At 68.6% G+C, this 16,423-nt stretch carries 11 protein-coding genes; 4 read left to right on the top strand and 7 right to left on the bottom strand.

Annotated features, from left to right (window positions below):
- Positions 1 to 9: 9 nt before the first annotated feature.
- From pelA to C1930_RS00215, 5 genes are read right to left on the bottom strand one after another with little or no spacing between them, the layout of a single operon-like run.
- Entirely contained in the window at positions 10 to 1,167 is a 1,158-nt protein-coding gene (pelA, locus tag C1930_RS00235; RefSeq protein WP_234412710.1) for a pectate lyase, read from the bottom strand.
- Positions 1,164 to 2,447, bottom strand: a complete 1,284-nt coding sequence (locus C1930_RS00230) for a TRAP transporter large permease (protein WP_108747944.1) — start codon at positions 2,445 to 2,447, stop codon at positions 1,164 to 1,166. Before C1930_RS00230 ends, pelA begins: the two co-directional genes overlap by 4 nt.
- 3 nt (positions 2,448 to 2,450) lie before the next feature.
- Positions 2,451 to 2,987, bottom strand: coding sequence for a TRAP transporter small permease (locus tag C1930_RS00225; RefSeq protein WP_108754988.1), 537 nt, complete (start codon positions 2,985 to 2,987; stop codon positions 2,451 to 2,453).
- 10 nt (positions 2,988 to 2,997) lie between these two features.
- The gene (locus tag C1930_RS00220; RefSeq protein ID WP_108747942.1) at positions 2,998 to 3,999 is read right to left on the bottom strand and encodes a TRAP transporter substrate-binding protein; all 1,002 of its coding nucleotides are present in this window, start codon (positions 3,997 to 3,999) and stop codon (positions 2,998 to 3,000) included.
- A gap of 39 nt (positions 4,000 to 4,038) precedes the next feature.
- A complete protein-coding gene (locus C1930_RS00215; RefSeq protein ID WP_108754987.1) occupies positions 4,039 to 4,866 on the bottom strand; it encodes a 2-keto-4-pentenoate hydratase in 828 nt (275 codons plus the stop codon).
- 155 nt (positions 4,867 to 5,021) lie between these two features.
- Here C1930_RS00215 and C1930_RS00210 point away from each other — a divergent pair, with 155 nt between their 5' ends.
- From C1930_RS00210 to C1930_RS00195, 4 genes are all read left to right on the top strand, one after another.
- A complete protein-coding gene (locus C1930_RS00210; protein ID WP_108770803.1) occupies positions 5,022 to 6,056 on the top strand; it encodes an alpha/beta hydrolase in 1,035 nt (344 codons plus the stop codon).
- Positions 6,053 to 7,678 (top strand): carboxylesterase family protein, encoded by a 1,626-nt coding sequence (locus C1930_RS00205; RefSeq protein ID WP_108770802.1) that lies wholly within the window; start codon positions 6,053 to 6,055, stop codon positions 7,676 to 7,678. Before C1930_RS00210 ends, C1930_RS00205 begins: the two co-directional genes overlap by 4 nt.
- A gap of 1 nt (position 7,679) precedes the next feature.
- Positions 7,680 to 8,537, top strand: a complete 858-nt coding sequence (locus tag C1930_RS00200; RefSeq protein ID WP_108770801.1) for a rhamnogalacturonan acetylesterase — start codon at positions 7,680 to 7,682, stop codon at positions 8,535 to 8,537.
- Between the two features lie 121 nt (positions 8,538 to 8,658).
- A complete protein-coding gene (locus C1930_RS00195; protein WP_108770800.1) occupies positions 8,659 to 9,246 on the top strand; it encodes a cysteine dioxygenase family protein in 588 nt (195 codons plus the stop codon).
- A 94-nt stretch (positions 9,247 to 9,340) separates the two neighbouring features.
- Here the strand turns inward: C1930_RS00195 and C1930_RS00190 are convergent, their stop codons facing one another.
- Positions 9,341 to 13,159 (bottom strand): LamG-like jellyroll fold domain-containing protein, encoded by a 3,819-nt coding sequence (locus C1930_RS00190; RefSeq protein WP_108770799.1) that lies wholly within the window; start codon positions 13,157 to 13,159, stop codon positions 9,341 to 9,343.
- A 58-nt stretch (positions 13,160 to 13,217) separates the two neighbouring features.
- Positions 13,218 to 16,400 carry a TonB-dependent receptor gene (locus C1930_RS00185; protein WP_108770798.1) on the bottom strand — a complete coding sequence of 1,061 codons (3,183 nt, stop codon included), beginning with the start codon at positions 16,398 to 16,400 and terminating at the stop codon, positions 13,218 to 13,220.
- Positions 16,401 to 16,423: the final 23 nt, after the last annotated feature.

The raw sequence follows: 16,423 nt of genomic DNA, 5'->3' as shown, positions 1-16,423 counted from the left end.
GATGCGGGTTCAGGGGGTGCGGTGCCCGGTGCGCGCGCGCCAGGCCGGCGCGTCGCGGTCAAGCAGGACCTGCGGCCAGGTGCCGTACCAGTGGTAGCCGGTGCGGCGTTCGCGGCCCACCTGCGCATAGGTCTGCAGGCGCTGGCCCTGGCGGTCGGCCAGCACCACCGTGTTGTCGGCCAGGTCGTGGAAGCGGCCCCACAGCGGCGGCGCGCCGGGGTCGGCCAGCAACTGCCGGTCCTGCGTGCTGCGGTGGTGCGCGAACTGTTCGGCCGGGGCGTCCACGGTCTGCAGGCGCAGCCCGTGCAGGGCATTGGCCTGGAACCAGGCAAGCGCGCCTTCGATGGCCTGCACCGTCTGCGGCGACGGATCGGGAATGGACATCAGGTAGCGCACCACGCCCACGCTCTCGTCGGTGACCAGCGCGGCCAGCTCGAACTTCCGCCCCGGTGCGGGCTGCAGCGTGGCGGCATCGTACTGGCCCGCCCAGATCGTGGGCCGGCCCTGCTGGCGCACCTGCAACTGCAGCAGGCAGGCATCGCCACGCTGCACGGCGCTGGCCACCCGCGCGCGCCGCGCGGCATCGACGAAGGCGAATCGCGGCGCCGTCTGCACCTGCCGCAGGGTGGTCAGCACGCCACTGGTCACATCGTCGGCGAAGGTGATGCGGTCGTGGTAATCGGTACGCGCCGGCACCGAGTGCGGCCAGCCGCCGCAGCTGGCGATCTGCTGGTCCAGGATGAAATCCAGGCCGCGCAACGCGGCATCGCGATAGCGGCTGTCACCGCTGCGGCCGAAGGCTTCGGCCAGGTAATCCACCTGGGTATAGGTGGTGCGGTTGTCGAAGCTGCCGCCCGGTTCGTCCTGCGCCTTGCGTGCGGCCTCGCGGGCCGCGGCATCCAGCACCCGTAGCGGGTCCTGGTTCACCGGCCAGCCGCCGGAGCGGCGCTGCAGAAGCAGCAGGTTGTCGGCAATCTGCCGGTACTGCTGCGGCTGCAGCCGCGCGTAGCCCTCTGCATGGCCACTGCGCCAGTGGTTCACGCCATCGTTGAAGCTGCCCACCGGAATTGCCTGTGATGCCGGCGATGCCGGCGGCGGCCCGGCCTGGGCGGCGGTGGCCGCCACGCCCAGGCCCAGCAGCCACGGCAGCGTGCGCGCGCGCATCATGCGCGCAACGCGGCCGGCAGCCACAGCGACAGCTGCGGGAAGAAGGTGACGATCAGCAGCACCGCCAACGCAGCGAACCAGAACGGCCAGATGGTGCGCATGCTCTGGCCCACCGTGATCTTGCCGATGGAGGTGCCAATGAACAGCACCGAGCCCACCGGCGGGGTCACCAGGCCCAGGCCACCGGTCAGCACCAGCACCAGGCCGAAGTGGATCGGGTCGATGCCATAGGCCTTGGCCACCGGCAGGAAGATCGGCGTGCAGATCAGGATCATCGGCGCCAGGTCCATGAAGGTACCCAGCAGCAGCAGCATCACCACGATCATCAGCAGCACCATGAACTGGCTGTGCGCGAACGACTGCAGGAAGTCCACGGCCGCGGTCGGCACCTGCAGGTAGGCCAGCAGCCAGCCGAACACGGCGGCAGTGGCGATCACGAACAGGATCACGCCGGTGCTGCGTGCGGCGTGGATCACCGTGTCGAAGAACTCGCGCCAGCGCAGCTGCCGGTACAGCACGGTGGTCACCAGCAGGGCGTAGACCACCGCAATGGCCGCACTTTCCACCGCAGTGAAGATGCCCGCGCGGATACCGACGAAGATCAGTGCCACCAGGCCCAGGCCGGGCAGGGCGGAGACGATGCGCAGCAGCACCGCGCGCCAGCCGGGGAAAGCTTCCACGCCATAGCCACGGCGGCGTGCCACGGCGTAGCCGGTCAGCATCAACGCCAGGGTCATCAGCAGCGCGGGAACGATGCCGGCGGCGAACAGATCGGCAATGGACAACCCGCCGCCCGCCGCGGCCGAGAACAGGATCAGGTTGTGCGACGGCGGCACCAGCAGCGCCACCAGCGCTGCGGTGATGCTGACATTCACCGCGAAGTCGCGGTCGTAGCCGCGCTTGACCATCTGCGGAATCATGGTGCCGCCGACGGCCGAGACGTCGGCGATGGCCGAGCCGGACACGCCGCCGAAGAACAGCGAGGACAGGATCGAGACCTGGCCCAGGCCACCGCGCATGCGGCCGACCAGCGACGAGGCCAGTGCGATCAGGCGCTCGGAGATGCCGCCGCGCATCATGATTTCGCCGGCGAAGATGAACAGCGGAATGGCGATCAGCGACGCCGAGCCGGTACCCGCCGAGATCTGCTGCACCAGCACGATGGTCGGAATATCCAGGTACAGCAGCGTGGCCAGCGCCGCGGCCGCCAGCGCGTAGGCCACCGGCACACCCAACAGCAGCAGCACGGCGAATACGGAGAACAGAATGGTGATGCCCATGGATCAACGATCTCCTTCAGCGTCATCGGCACCGGCATCGGCCGCCGTCTGGTGCAGTGCCTTCCACGCACGGTTCAGCGCGAACAGCACCATCAGCGCGCCGCCCAGTGCCAGCGGCAGGTAGTTGATGCTCTGCGGCAGGTTGGCGCCGGCCGCCTTGATGTCCAGGCCGTCCAGCAGCAGGTCGGTCGACCAGAACGCGATGAAGCCGCCCAGTACCGCCACCACCAGCTGGATCAGCACATCCACGGCGCGGCGCAGGCCGGCGCCCATGTACGCGTGCAGCAGGAAGAAGCCGAAATGGCGGTTGGTATGCACGCCACAGGCGGCACCCAGGCTCATGGCGGTGGCCAGCAGCAGCAGGGTGACCGGTTCGGTCCAGCTGGGCGAATCGTTGATCACGTAGCGGGCGAACACCTGCCAGCCCTGCACCACCACCAGCCCCAGCAGGGCGGCCACGGCGCAGTAGATGGCGATGTCGGCAATGCGGTCCAGCAGGCGCTGTCCAGGCCCGGCGGCGGGCGTCGTCGTCTCGGTCATGGCAGGGTCCTCAGGCAGCGCGGATGCGATCAACCAGCGCGGCGATATCCGGCTGTTGCAGGTAGTGCTTCAGCAGTGGCTGTGCGGCCGCGCGGAAGGCCGGCATGTCCACTTCGTTGGCTTTCACGCCGTAATCGAGCACGGCGCGGCGTGCGGCGCTTTCAGAGGCATCCCACTGCTCGCGCATCACCGCCACCGAAGCGCGTGCGGTGTGCAGCAGCAGTTGCCGGTCATCGGGCTGCAGCCGCTCGAAACTGGCCCGCGACATCAGCAGCACGTCCGGCGCATACGAGTGATCGCTCTGCGACCAGTAGTGCGCGGCCTCGAAGTGGCGGCTGGAGTGGAAGCTGCGCATGTTGTTCTCGGCACCATCGATCATGTGCGTTTCCATGCCCGAAAAGGTGTCGCCCAGCGACATCGGCGTGGGGTTGGCCCCGAGCAGGCGCATCAGCTGGATGAAGATGTCCGAGGAGGCCACGCGCAGCTTCAGGCCGTGCAGATCCTTTGGTGCCACGATCGGGTGCTTGGTGTTGTAGAAGCAGCGCGCGCCGGAATCGTAGATCGCCAGGCCGACCAGGTCGCGGCTCTCGAAACCACGCAGCACCGCCTCGGCCACGCCATCGTCCAGCGCGGCACGCTGGTGCGCCACCGACTTGAACACGTAAGGCAGGCACAGCGCCTGGGTCAGCGGAAACGCGTTGTTCAGCGCACCGGCATACACGCGGGTGATGTCGATCGCGCCGAAGCGGGCCATGTCGATCGCTTCCGATTCGCGGCCGAGCTGGCCCGAGTGGTACTGGCGCAGGCGCAGGCGACCGTTGGTTTCGCGCTGCAGCGTCTCACCGATCCACTTCACCGCGGTCACGGTGGGGTAGTCGGCCACGTGCACGTCGGTGGCGGTCAGCAGGGCGCCGCCGTCCACGCTGCCCGCCGGCCCACGGCCGCAGGCGGCGAGCATCGGCGTGGCCAGGGCAGCAGCACCACCGGCCAGGAAATTACGTCGTGTGATCATCTGCGCCCTCCCGCGCGTGTTCACTGGGCGTGCTGGCGGTTACCCCGCCGGCACGGCCCTGCAGGCAATGTCGCCGAAGCCGGCGAAACGCACCAGCGCGGTCTGCCCGGCGGTGATGTCATGGATGCCGGTCGCGTTGCCGGTGGCGATCAGGTCGCCCTTGCGCAGCGGGCGGCCACGCAGCGCCGAACGGGACAGCGCGAACGCGTAGGCCGCGCGCAGCCCGCCCGGCAGGCGGGTGGCACCACCGGTGCCGACCACTTCGCCTTCGATCAAGGTTTCGGCGCGCAGTGCGGTTTCATCGCGCGTGGTCCAGTCCACGATCTCCGGGCCCAGCACCAGACCGTTGTTGTTGCCGAAGTCGGATACCACCACGCGCGGGCCCAGTTCGTTGATCGTGGCCAACGGGCTGCTGGCCACTTCCACGCCGATGTACAGGCGGGCGGGCAGGGCTTCGGCCTGCTCGGGCGTCCACTGCACCTGTCCGGCCGGAGCGTCCTCCAACAGCTCCAGCACGTACTCGGCTTCGACCGCAGCGAAGCCGCCGACGAAGATCGGGATGTCCGTTGTTCCACCGGTAGCATTTTTCAGCTGACGGGAAAAAACCGGGCCCAGCAGGCGCTCGTCCCCGGACCCATCGCGGCGCTCGGCGGCGATGTAGCCCACTTTCCAGCCCACCACCTGGTCATCCCAGGCGGCAATGGCCAGGTCCTGTACCTGGTAGGCACTGACCAGGTCGGCGGGGATGTCGCCCGGGAATGCGGGCAGGGCCTGCCCGGCGCGGCGCGCCGTGGTGAAGGCGTGGGCGATCGCGGCCGCATCGTCCGGCGGCGGCGTCTGCCCGTGTGTGCCGTGTTCGTTGCTCAAGAACGGTCTCCCTGTGTTTGTTGCACTGCCCATCGACAGCGTCTGCAGGAGGTGTATATGGTAAACCGGTGTCATCGTGCAAGCCGCAGCGCATCAAGTGCACCGGACCTTGCCGTGGGGCACGCTGTTCCCTGCCTTCGGAGCCCTTGCCTGCCATGCCTCTGCGTCCTGTAGTGCTGTTGTTGTGCGCTCTTCTGCTGGCCACGCCATTGAACGGTGGCGCCACGCCACTGCGCGAGGGCGAACGGCCCGGCCAGGAGCTGGCGGGCGAACAGATTGCGCTGTGGCCGGTCGGACAGGTGCCCGGCGAACAGGGGAAGCCCAGGCCGCCACGGGTGGTCGAGCGCAGCAGTGACCCGGCGCAGCCTGACCGCTACGTCGACCAGGTGGACGCGCCGTACCTGCTGGTGCACACCCCCGCGCGCAGCAACGGCCGTGCCCTGCTGGTAATTCCCGGCGGCGGCTACCAGCGCGTGGTGATCGACAAGGAAGACAGCGCCTTGCTGCCGGAGTGGGTGGACCGCGCGGGCTACACGTTGTTCGTGCTGCGTTACCGCCTGCCGCAGCCGGGCCGCGACCGCCAGGCCGCGCTGGCCGATGCACAGCGTGCGATGCGCGTGGTGCGGGCGCAGGTGGCCCAGCGCGGGCTGGATGCGCAGAGCGTCTCGGTGATGGGCTTTTCCGCCGGCGGCCATGTGGCGGCACGGCTGGCCACCGGCTTCGATGTTCCGGCCTATCCGGCATGCGATGCCATCGATCAGCTGAGCGCGCGCCCGGCACGGGCGGTGCTGGTGTATCCGGTCATCGACATGGGCGCGCACGCACACAGCGGTTCGCGCAGGCGCCTGCTGGGCGAACAGCCGGATCCCGCGCTGGCAGCACAGTATTCGATGCAGCAGCAGGTGCGCGCGGACATGCCACCCACCCTGCTGGTGCATGCCAGCGACGATGGCGTGGTGAGCGTGCACAACAGCGCGCTGATGGCGCGGGCACTGGCGGCGGCCGGGGTGGAGCACGAACTGCACCTGTTCGCGCACGGCGGACATGGTTTCGGCATGCGCGTTGCGCCCGGTTCCACGCTGGCGCTGTGGCCGGCGCTGGCGCAGGCGTGGCTGGCGGCGGGTGAGGCAGGGGCGGGGTCAGAGCCCCTTCCCGGTGGAGAGGGGATCCAACCCCGGGGTAGCCGATGAACACCGCGCCGAGCGATCTGCAGCGCCGCCGTTTCCTGCGCGACAGTGCGCGCTGGGCGCTGGCCACGGCAACGATGGCAGCGCTACCTGCCGCTCTGGCGGCACCCGGCCCGCGCGCGGATACGCAGGTCGTGGCGCGGGTGCGGGGCGGCCGCGTGCGCGGCCAGCGCGAACACGGCGTGCACGTGTTCCGTGGCCTGCGCTACGGCGCCGACACCCGCGCCTACCGCTTCCAGCCGCCGCGGCCGGAGGCGCCATGGCGCGGCATTGCCGATGCACTGGAATACGGCGCGGCGGCACCGCAGGGTGGCGGCGAAGGCCCGGGCAGCGAAGACTGCCTGTTCCTCAACGTATGGACCCCTGCGCTGAACGACGGCGCGCGCCGTCCGGTGCTGGTCTACATCCACGGCGGCGGTTTCAACAACGGCTCGGGCAGCGACCCGCTGTACGACGGCAGTGCCTTGTGCCGGCGCGGCGATGTGGTGGTGGTCACGCTGAACCACCGATTGAATACCTTCGGCTATCTGTACCTGGGCGCGCTGGGCGACCCGCGCTACGCGATGTCCGGCAACGTGGGCCAGCTGGATCTGGTGCAGGCCCTGCACTGGGTACGCGCGCATGCGGCCGTGTTCGGCGGCGACGCCGACAACATCACCGTGTTCGGCCAATCCGGCGGTGGCGCCAAGATCGCCACGCTGATGGCCATGCCCGCCGCGCGCGGCCTGTTCCAGCGCGCCTGGACCATGAGCGGACAGCAGGTGACCGCGGCCGGCCCGCGCGCAGCGGCGCAGCGTGCGGCGCTGGCCATGCAGAGCGTAGGTGCGGCGGACATGACGGCGCTGCTGCGCCTGCCGACCGCCGACCTGCTGGCCGCCACCCGGGCCCGCGATCCGTCGCGGGTGGAAGACACCGCGCTGTACTTCGGTCCGGTGCTGGACGAGGTGGTACTGCCGGTGCATCCGTTCTGGCCGCAGGCGCCGGCTCAATCGGCGGCCATCCCGATGGTGATCGGCAACACCCGCGACGAGACGCGCGCGTTCCTGGGCAATGACCCGGCCAACTTCGCGCTGGACTGGGCCACCCTGCCGGCGCAACTGGAAAAACAGCAGTTCGTCGACCTGTTGCCATCGGTGGTGATCGAGGCCTACCGGCGCATGTACCCGCACTACACGGCGTCGGAAGTGTTCTTCGCCGCCACCACCGCCGGCCGTTCGTGGCGCGGCGCGGTGGAAGAGCTGGAGGCGCGTGCACGGCAGCCGGCCGCTGCGGCGCCTACCTGGGCCTACCAGCTGGACTGGCCCTCGCCGGTGGAAGACGGCCGCCTGCGCGCGTTCCATACGCTGGATATCCCGCTGGTGTTCGACAACGCCGGGCTGCCCAGCGCGCGCACCGGCGGCGGCAGCGAGGCGCGTGCACTGGCGGCGCGCATGAGCGATGCGCTGATCGCCTTTGCCCGCCACGGCGATCCCAACCATGCCGGTCTGCCGGCATGGGCGCCGTACACCCTGCCGCAGCGGCGCACCATGCTGTTCGACGTGCACAGCCGCGGCGCCGATGACCCGCGTGGTGGCGAGCGCGAGCTCTACCAGCGCGTGCCTTTCCTGCAACGAGGAACTGCCTGAGATGCGTTTTCTGACTCTCCTGCTGGCGCTGCTGACGGCCGGCACCGCGCAGGCCGCGGTGGATCCGTCGATCAGTGACCGCCCACCGCCCACGCCGATCCGCGCCAGCAAGATCGTGCTGGTGGGCGATTCCACCACGGCGGTGCAGGGCGGCTGGGGACCGCGTTTCTGCGCCGATCACGTGACCTCGTTCGCGGCCTGCCTGAACCTGGCGCGTGGCGGCCGCAGTACGTACAACTACCGTGCCGAAGGCTCGTGGGCGCTGGTCGAGGCGGAAATGCGCACGCCGGGCTACGCCGCCACCTGGGTGCTGATCCAGTTCGGCCACAACGACCAGCCGGGCAAGCCGGGGCGGTCCACCGATCTGCAGCACGAGTTCCCCGACAACCTGCGCCGCTACGTGCAGCAGGTACGTGCGGCGGGCGCCACGCCAGTGCTGCTGACCCCGCTTACCCGTCGCCAGTTCGTCGATGGCGCGCTGGTGGATGATCTGGCGCCATGGGCCGACAGCGTGCGCACCGTGGCGCGCGAACTGCAGGTGCCGCTGGTGGACCTGCATGCGCGCAGTCGCACCCTGGTGCAGGCGCTGGGACCGGTACCGGCCATGCAGTTGGCGCAGGCGCCGGCCAGCCAGGCGCAGGTGGCCAGCGCGCTGGGCGGTACCACGGTCGGCGCCAGCCCCGCTGCGGCCGGTGCCACGGCGGCGGCGCAGAACGCCGCGCTGGAACCGATGGGACAGGCCAAGCGGGCCTTCGATTACACCCACCTGGGTGCGGACGGCGCAGCGGTGTTCGCCAGCCTGGTGGCGACCGAACTGGCCCGCGAGGTGCCGGCGCTGCGTCCGTTGCTGTTGCCATGATGTCGTAATTGGCGCGCCATTTTCGTTGATGTTCGGCGATAACTGTCGCAATCGACTCCATCACAGTGACCGCAGCAGGATGACAACATTCTGTTAACCCCGCTCGCCTAGACTGGCCGACATGGGAGAGCGATTCACACCACTGCCGTTTGCGGGCCGGGAGCGCCTGCTTGCGGCCATCGACGGCGCCGTCTGCCTGGCCGATCCGCGCGCGATCACCGGCGCCCTGCAGCGGGTGCTGCGCGAGGCCATCGCCGATCCACTCATCCAGTTGCCGCCGTGTGTACGCCGCCCGGTGGACGGCCACTACGCCCGGCGCGAACTGCACCGCAGCCCGACCCTGGGCTACAGCGTCATCGCCATGTGCTGGGGCCCGGGGCAGGGCACGCCGCTGCACGACCACGATGCCATGTGGTGCGTGGAAGGGGTCTGGCAGGGCGAATTGATCGTTACCCCGTATGCGCTGCTGGAACGCCAGGGCGAACGCCACCGCTTCGCCGCGCAGGAAGCGCTGTACGGCTATCGTGGCAGCGCCGGCAGTCTGATTCCACCGCACGAGTACCACACGCTGCGCAACGCCAGCGATGACGACGTGGCCGTGTCGGTGCACGTGTACCAGGGCGTGATGGAACGCAGCGCGGTGTTCGATCCGCTGGGCGACGGCTGGTACCAGCGCCGGGTGAAGATGATGGAGACCGACGCAGCGTGACCGCGTGCCGCCGGGCATGGCCCGGCGCTACCCGTTCCTGCGGCCGCCCCAACGCACCGGTAGCGCCGGGCCATGCCCGGCGTCGCCGCTGCCCTCAACGCGGCACGTCGGCCACGTTGTTCAAGCGGGTCACTTCCTCGCCACCATCGGCCAGGGCTACGCGCACGCGCAGGCCGCTGCGGTCGCCGGCCGGCAACGGCAGCGACACCTCCACCGTCTTCGGTTGCAGCTCGGCCGGGGCAGCCATGGCCGGCACCTCGCTGCGTGCGATCTCGCGGCCACGCGCATCTTCCAGCACCGCCACGCCCACGCCGCTGCCCACATGGCCCAGGCTGTGCACGGTCACGTGTACCTGGCGCCGGTCCACGCGCAGATCGCCGCGGCCGATGCCCAGGTCCGGGCGGGTTTCCACCGGTGTACCCGCGCTCACCCGCTCGAACTCGAAGATCTCGGTGCGGCCGGGGCGGAACTGCATCGGCACCGCGACGCTGGTTTCCAGCTGCACGGTGCGCTCGCGCGGGTTGCCGTCGATGCGGCCATCGCCATCGGCGTCCACGCCACTGCGCACGCGCCAGGTGCCGCTGGCCACGTTCCAGCCGGTCATGTCCGCAGCGATGGTGCGGCTGCCCAGGGTGTAGCTGGTCACCGTGAAGCGCTCGCGCGATGGCGCATGCACCAGCAGGGCGACCTGCTCGGCGGCGTCGTCGCGGTCGAAGCGCCAGCTGACGGTGTGTCCGGGCCAGCTCTGGTTGCGTTTCAGCGCGATGCCGCCCAAGCGCGCACGCTGCAGGAACTCGCTGGGCGCTTCCACGCGATCGGACCACCAGTGGCCTTCGGTGTTCATGTACTCGCGCTGCGCCTTGGCCTGCACACCGTCGGCATGCAGTGCGTCGATGTACTGCAGGTCGCCGGTCGCCTGCCAGGCCATCAGGCTGGCGAAGCCGGTCTTGCCGGCCTTGGCATCGGCGGTCAGCTGCGGGTACCAGTCCTGCTGGCGGCCCAGCACTTCCACGTAGTTCTCGCCCAGGTTGGCCAGCGCACCCGGGCCGCCACGGGCCACGCGGTAGTCCAGCGCCTGCAGGTACTTCGCATCGCCGGTCCAGCGCCAGGCGGCCCAGAACGTATGCATGATGTCGCCGCTGCCGGAACCGTTGTTCAGTTCACCGCCGCGGGTGGCGCCGGTGGCCCAGTTGATTTCGTTGGGCAGGGTGAAGCGGCCCTTGTCGTCGCGGCCGGCATGGGCCAGATAGCCGTCAGCCAGGCCGATCACCAGCTTGCGGCCGGTCGGATCGGCGTTGTACTGGCCGAGCAGGAACGCCGGGTGCAGCACCGGGAACGAGTAAGGCTTCTGCCACTGCCAGTTCGGTTCGCGGTAGACCTTGTTGCCGCCGAACCAGTTGCTGGAGAACAGCAGGTGGCCCTGCGGATTGCGCAGGATGATGCGTTCGTCGAACGCCTTCACCGTTTCCATCAGCCGCTCCACCGTCAGCGGGTCGCCCCAGTTGAGGTAGAGCATGGCGCTGTTGGTGTTGATGCCCTCCTCGTAGGAATGCAGTTCGTCGGTTTCGATGGTGCTCAGGCCGTTGCTGAACATGCCGTTGCGGTACACCGCATCGGACAACGCGGTGAGCGAGGCGTTCAGGCGGTCCGGCTGCACGCCCATCAGGGCCAGGCCGGGCCATTGCTGGGTCAGGTCGGAATCGTCGGAGATGCCGCCACCGAAATCACCGTAAGCGACCTGGCGTTCGTCGATCCACCAGTCCACGAAGCGGCGCACGTGGGCCAGGTCCTGCAGCTGGTGGAACGCCCAGGCGGGCACGCCCTTGGGCACCTGCGGGGCGCTGAACGGCGGGCGGCCCTGGCTGTTGTAGCTGATGTAGTTCCAGTACAGCCGGCCCAGTTCGTGGTCCGGGTCGACCCGCAGCAGGTCGCTCAGGTCGGCGTACACCCGCGCGTACAGGCGCTGGCGCTTGGACGTGGTGTGTTCTTCCACCAGGAAGCCCCAGTTGTCACGCACCTGGTTGAAGCGGTCGGCCACGTGTTCCTTCAGCGCTTCGGCACGCGGCTTGAACACCAGCCGCACCTGCGCGCCATCCAGCGCAGCGGCGTCGAAGCCCGGTGCCGCCGAGGCGATGCTCAGCCACAGGCTGTCTGGGGTCAGGATGCGGTCGCGCAGGTCCAGCCACAGCGTGCGCTTCTGCCCAGGCTGCACTGACACCGAGACATCGATCATGTCGCGCGCCGGCCAGATCGGATCCTTGATGCGGATGTTCAGCGGAATCAGGCCGTCCTGCGTGGCTGGCAGATCCAGCGCGGGCAGGTCGATGGCCACGCCGTCCAGGCCGTCGTGCATGTTTTCCCAGCTGTAGGCCCAGCTGCGGATCAATGGCTGGTTGGCCGGCGCATCGCCCACGCCGGAGGGAATGAGCACGTGCACGATCGGGCGCGGCTGCGCCGGCAGCGTGTCGGCGCCGCGGCGGCGTGAGCCGGCGCCCTTGGGCAGGGCCATGACCGTGCTGCGTTCGGCGGTCGGATAGCGGCCGTCGATGTAGCGGCGCAGCGCGTCCAGGTTGGTGTAGTCGGGCAGGGCCTGGCTGTCGATGATGTAGGTCTGCTTCACCGTGCCGTCGGGCTCGGCGCCCTCGCTCACGTGGTAGGCCCAGATTTCCTGGATCGGGGTTTCCTGTTCCACGTTGCTGAAGCGCAGCACGCCGCCGGACTGCGCGGGAATGTCCTGCACGCTGCGCACCACGCCCTGTGCGCGCGTGGCCAGCACCTGGGTGGCATGCGCGGCATCGGCGCCGTGGGCCAGGGTGCCGAAGGCCGCGCCGCGGATCTCCACCCGGTTCACCGTTTCGCCCAGCGGCAGGGTCAGGTCCAGGTGCTGGCCGCTTTCAACGTACGTGTTCCAGTCCGGCAACTGGAAGTAGTCGTTGCGGCCGGGCAGGCGCGAACGGTTGTAGACACCGGGCCAGGTGGTCTCGGCAATGCCATCGGTGGCCTTCCACATCCACGCTTTCAGGTCGCGGGTGTCGGCGAACTCGATCTTGCGGATGCGCGTGCCCGCCGCCGACAGCGCAGGCGGGGCGGCGCCTTCCCAGCCGAAGCGATGGCGCCAGGCGCGCTCGTCGGTCGCTGTGGCCACCGCGCTGGCCGGCGCCTGGCCGCGCGCCAGTGCGGCCACGGCGGGCCCGTCCAGCATGCGGTCGTACACGCGGATGTGCTGGAAATCGCTGCCGCGCAGGAAGTTGTAGCGGCTCTGCACCTGGTAAGGGGCCATCACCCGCCCGGCCAGGCCCAGCTGGTCCAGCGCGGCATCGAAATCGCCGGTGGCCTGCGTGCGCGCCACTTCGCGCCCGTCCACGAACAGGCGCACGCCCTGGTCCTCGTCCCATGCGAAGGCCAGGTGCAGCCACTGGTCGGGCCGCGGCGGTGTGTCCATGCGGAACGACACGCGGCTGCGTGCCAGGTTGGCATCGGTCACGAACGCATCGAAGCCGTGGCCGTTCCAGTCGATGCGCAGCCAGGCCATGTCCCAGCTGCTGTGGTCGGCATAGCCCACGCGGAAGATCACGAACGGTGCTTCACCCACGGCGTAGCGCGGGCGCCAGTCGAAGGCCAGGGTGCCGCGCTGGGCCTGGATGTTGCCCGGTGCATCCCAGGCCAGCACGCCATCATCTTCCCACTGGATCGCCTTGCCGCGTGCGCCGTCGTCCACCACTGCGGTCTTGTCGCGGAAGTTCGGCACCGCCTCGCCCTGCGCCGTCACCGCGGTCAGTCCCTGGTTGGCGTCCACGTGGAACAGCAGCGTGGGCGGTGCGGCGGCGCCCGCGGGCAGGGCGGTGGCCAGCAGCAGCGCGGCCACCAGCAGGCGGCGGCGCGGACGGGACGAAGCAGAAGCGGTGCGGTGCATGGAACCTTCCTTTCAGCAGCATTCGACGGTGCAGCGGTACGGCAGGGCAGGCAGGGGCTCAGAACTTGTAGCGCAGCCCCAGGTAGTACTGGCGACCGGTATGGGTGTAGCGGTCGGGCAGGGAGAGGGCCGAGTCCACGTAACGCTCATCGGCGCTGTCCAGCAGGTTGATCGCCTCGAAGCTGACGGTCAGCTGCTTGTTGAACTTCCAAGACATGTTGAAATCCACGTTCTCCACGCTGTACTTGCCGGTCACGTCGGCGGTGGCGTACTGATTGCCGTCCAGGTCCCAGACGTTTTCCTGGGTCAGGATCTGGTTGATGTAGGCGTCGCGGTAGCTGGTGGAAACACGCGCACTGAAGCGCCCGTCGTCGTAGTACAGGGTGGCGTTGTACGAGTTCGGCGACAGGTTCAGCAGGTCGTTCTCGGTGTAGGTGGTGACGATGGTGTCGCCGCTGCCGGAACTGAAGAGGTATTTGATCTTCGAATCGACGTGGGTGTAGTTCAGCTGGATGCCGAAGTTCTTCCAGAAGCCCGGCAGGAAGCTGAAGGGCTGCTGGTAGGTCAGCTCGTAGCCCTTCAACGGGCCGCCCGGCGTGTTGAAGTAGCTCTGCACGTTGAACAGCGAGTTCGGACTGAAACCAGCCGGCAGCAGGTCCAGCGAATAGCCCATGTCCTGCCAGGTGGTCAGCAGGCGGGTGCGCTGCACGTAGGTCTCGATATCCTTGTAGAACACCGCCGCCGACAGCAGCGCGCCTTCCTGGAAGTACCACTCCGCGCTCAGGTCGTAGTTGGTGGAGCGGAACGGATCGAGCTTGGGGTTGCCCAGGTTGATCGAGTAGTAGCGGTCTTCATCGACGAAGGCGGTCGGGCCACCGCTGACGCTGGGCGACAGGTTGGACAGGGTGGGCCGGGCCATGGTCTTGGCCGCGCCGAAGCGCAGCACGAAGGTGTCGGTCAGGTCCCACGCCAGGTTCAGCGACGGCAGCCAGTCGTCGTAGCGGTGGGCGACGGTGGTGCCGACCAGCAGGCGCTCGCCGGCATCGGCGGTGGCGCTGGCCACGCCCAGGAACGGCTCGCATTGCGACGACAGGTCGTTGCTGTTGGCGGCCTGGCACGGCGCATAGCCACTGGCATCGATCTGCGTGCGCACGTAGCGCAGGCCCAGGTTGCCGCGGAACGGCCGGTCCCAGAGTTCGGTGTTGAAATCGAGCTGCAGGTAGCTGGCGTAGCTCTTCTCGGTCACGTCGAAGTTGTTGTTCGAGGCGCCGTAGTGGCCCACGCCGGCCAGCCGGTAGTCGCCGCCCAGGGTGCCGGTGTTGCAGTTGCAGTAGATATCCAGCAGTTCGGCGATGCGGCTGAAATCGGGAATCAACCACCCGTTCGGCGTGTTGCCGTCCAGGCCCTTGCCGAAGCCGTCCAGGGTGGTGGACAGATCGCCCACGCCCACGCCGCTGGGCAGCGCCTGCGACATGCGCCCGTAGCTGATGTTGCGGTACTCCTGCGTGCTCATGCCGTAGTCCTTGTAGGCCAGGCCGCCGCGCAGGGTGAAGGTGGGCGAGAGGTTGAAGGTCAGGTCGACCTTGGCGGTGTCGAAGCTGTTGTCGACGTACTGCGGGTTCAGCCGCACTTCGCTGATGTTGCCGCCGCGCGCGGTGCCGTTGGCATTCACCGGTGCAGTGCCATAGCCCAGCCACTGCCACGATGCGGCATCGCCCAGCGCGAACGGGAAGGTCATCGAGGGCATGCTGGCGCCGTTGCGCATGTCCAGCACGAAGCCATCCAGGTTGCTGTTGTCGAAGCTGACCATGGAGAACACGGGGCGTTCGAAGCTGGACGAGGAATGGCCGACCAGCGCATCCAGTCGCACCGCATCGTTGAAGCGGTGTTCGAAATTCAGGCTGGCCTGCTTGAACTCGGTGGTCTCTTCGATCGAAGTCGATTCGGTGCGGAAATCCACGTTGTCGAACACGCCGTAGACCAGGCGGTTCTGCGCATCCACCTGCGCCTCGCGCACGGCGATCTGGGTCTTGCCGCCGTACTGCGCGGTGCGGTGCAGGTTGGCGCCCAGCGAATCCTCGCGCTGGTCCTTGTCCAAGCGGGAATACATCAGGTCCAGGTTCAGCAGGCTGTCGGGGCTGAAGCGGAACTGCAGCGCGCCGGTCACGCCCAGCCGTTCGATCTCGTGTTCGGTGCGTACGTAGCGCGGGTAGCGGGGAATCCACGCATTGGTCGCGGTCTCGTAGGCGGCGATGTTTTCTGCCGTGGCCGCCGGCCGGTCGATGCCGGTGCCGCAGTGGGTGGCATCGATACCGTAGCTGCCCCAACCGTTGTTGCGCGCCTGGTTGGCGGCGCTGCCCACGCCCTGCGCGGTTTCATTGCTGGCCGGGTTGCGCGGCGTCTGCGGGTCGTAGCCCACCGGGCTGCAGAAACCGTAGGTGCCGTTGTTGGCGGCGGTGGACTGGTTGGAGTTGCGGTAGTTGCCGTGTTCCCAACGAACCGGGTTGTAGCCTTCCTCGAAGATGGTGCGCTTGCTCCACGCCACCGACATCAGCGCACCGAAGCGGCCATCGGCCCAGGTGTTGCTCAGCAGCGCCGACACGCGCGGGTCCTTGCTGCGCGACAGTTCGTTGAAGCCGTACTGGCCGTTGAGCGAGGCCTGGAAGCCCTCGAAGTCGAACGGTCGCGAGGCGCGCAGATCGACGGTCGCACCCAGCGAACCTTCATCCATCTGCGCCGACTGGGTCTTGTTCACCTTGACCCGGCTGAACAGTTCCGAGGCGAAGGTATTGAAGTCGAAGCCGCGGCTGCGGTTCACCCCGGTGGTGCCGCTGCCGGCGGTGGACAGCGCTTCCAGGCCATTGATGCGCACGCGGGTGAAGTCCGAGCCCAGGCCGCGCACGGAAATCTGCTGGCCTTCGCCGCCTTCGCGGTCGATCGATACGCCGGCAATGCGCTGCATCGATTCGGCCAGGTTCAGATCGGGGAACTTGCCGATGTCCTCGGCGTAGATCGCATCGACCTGCTCGACGCTGTAGCGCTTCTCGTCCAGCGACTGCTGCAGGCTTTCGCGGTAGGTGGCCTTTACTTCCACCTTGTCCAGGTCGACCGCATCGGGTGCGGACGCAGCCGCTTCCGGGGTCTGCTGGGCATAGGCAGCCTGGCACAGCACCAGGCCGATCGACAGGGCAAGCACGGCGCGCGGCGCGCGGCCGCGATGAAGCGCGAGCGACGAATCCATCTGAAATCCCCTCCCAGGGTGTC

This window comes from Stenotrophomonas sp. SAU14A_NAIMI4_8 (assembly GCF_003086695.1).
Taxonomy (GTDB): Bacteria; Pseudomonadota; Gammaproteobacteria; order Xanthomonadales; family Xanthomonadaceae; genus Stenotrophomonas.
The sequence above is the reverse complement of the archived record's forward strand: the minus strand, read 5'-3'. Positions and strand labels throughout refer to the sequence as shown.

What these genes read in the sequence shown, in the direction of transcription:
- pelA (WP_234412710.1), bottom strand. Translation starts at nt 1,167, where the DNA reads ATGATGCGCGCGCGCACGCTGCCGTGGCTGCTGGGCCTGGGCGTGGCG.
- C1930_RS00230 (WP_108747944.1), bottom strand. Translation starts at nt 2,447, where the DNA reads ATGGGCATCACCATTCTGTTCTCCGTATTCGCCGTGCTGCTGCTGTTG.
- C1930_RS00225 (WP_108754988.1), bottom strand. Translation starts at nt 2,987, where the DNA reads ATGACCGAGACGACGACGCCCGCCGCCGGGCCTGGACAGCGCCTGCTG.
- C1930_RS00220 (WP_108747942.1), bottom strand. Translation starts at nt 3,999, where the DNA reads ATGATCACACGACGTAATTTCCTGGCCGGTGGTGCTGCTGCCCTGGCC.
- C1930_RS00210 (WP_108770803.1), top strand. Translation starts at nt 5,022, where the DNA reads ATGCCTCTGCGTCCTGTAGTGCTGTTGTTGTGCGCTCTTCTGCTGGCC.
- C1930_RS00205 (WP_108770802.1), top strand. Translation starts at nt 6,053, where the DNA reads ATGAACACCGCGCCGAGCGATCTGCAGCGCCGCCGTTTCCTGCGCGAC.
- C1930_RS00200 (WP_108770801.1), top strand. Translation starts at nt 7,680, where the DNA reads ATGCGTTTTCTGACTCTCCTGCTGGCGCTGCTGACGGCCGGCACCGCG.
- C1930_RS00195 (WP_108770800.1), top strand. Translation starts at nt 8,659, where the DNA reads ATGGGAGAGCGATTCACACCACTGCCGTTTGCGGGCCGGGAGCGCCTG.
- C1930_RS00190 (WP_108770799.1), bottom strand. Translation starts at nt 13,159, where the DNA reads ATGCACCGCACCGCTTCTGCTTCGTCCCGTCCGCGCCGCCGCCTGCTG.
- C1930_RS00185 (WP_108770798.1), bottom strand. Translation starts at nt 16,400, where the DNA reads ATGGATTCGTCGCTCGCGCTTCATCGCGGCCGCGCGCCGCGCGCCGTG.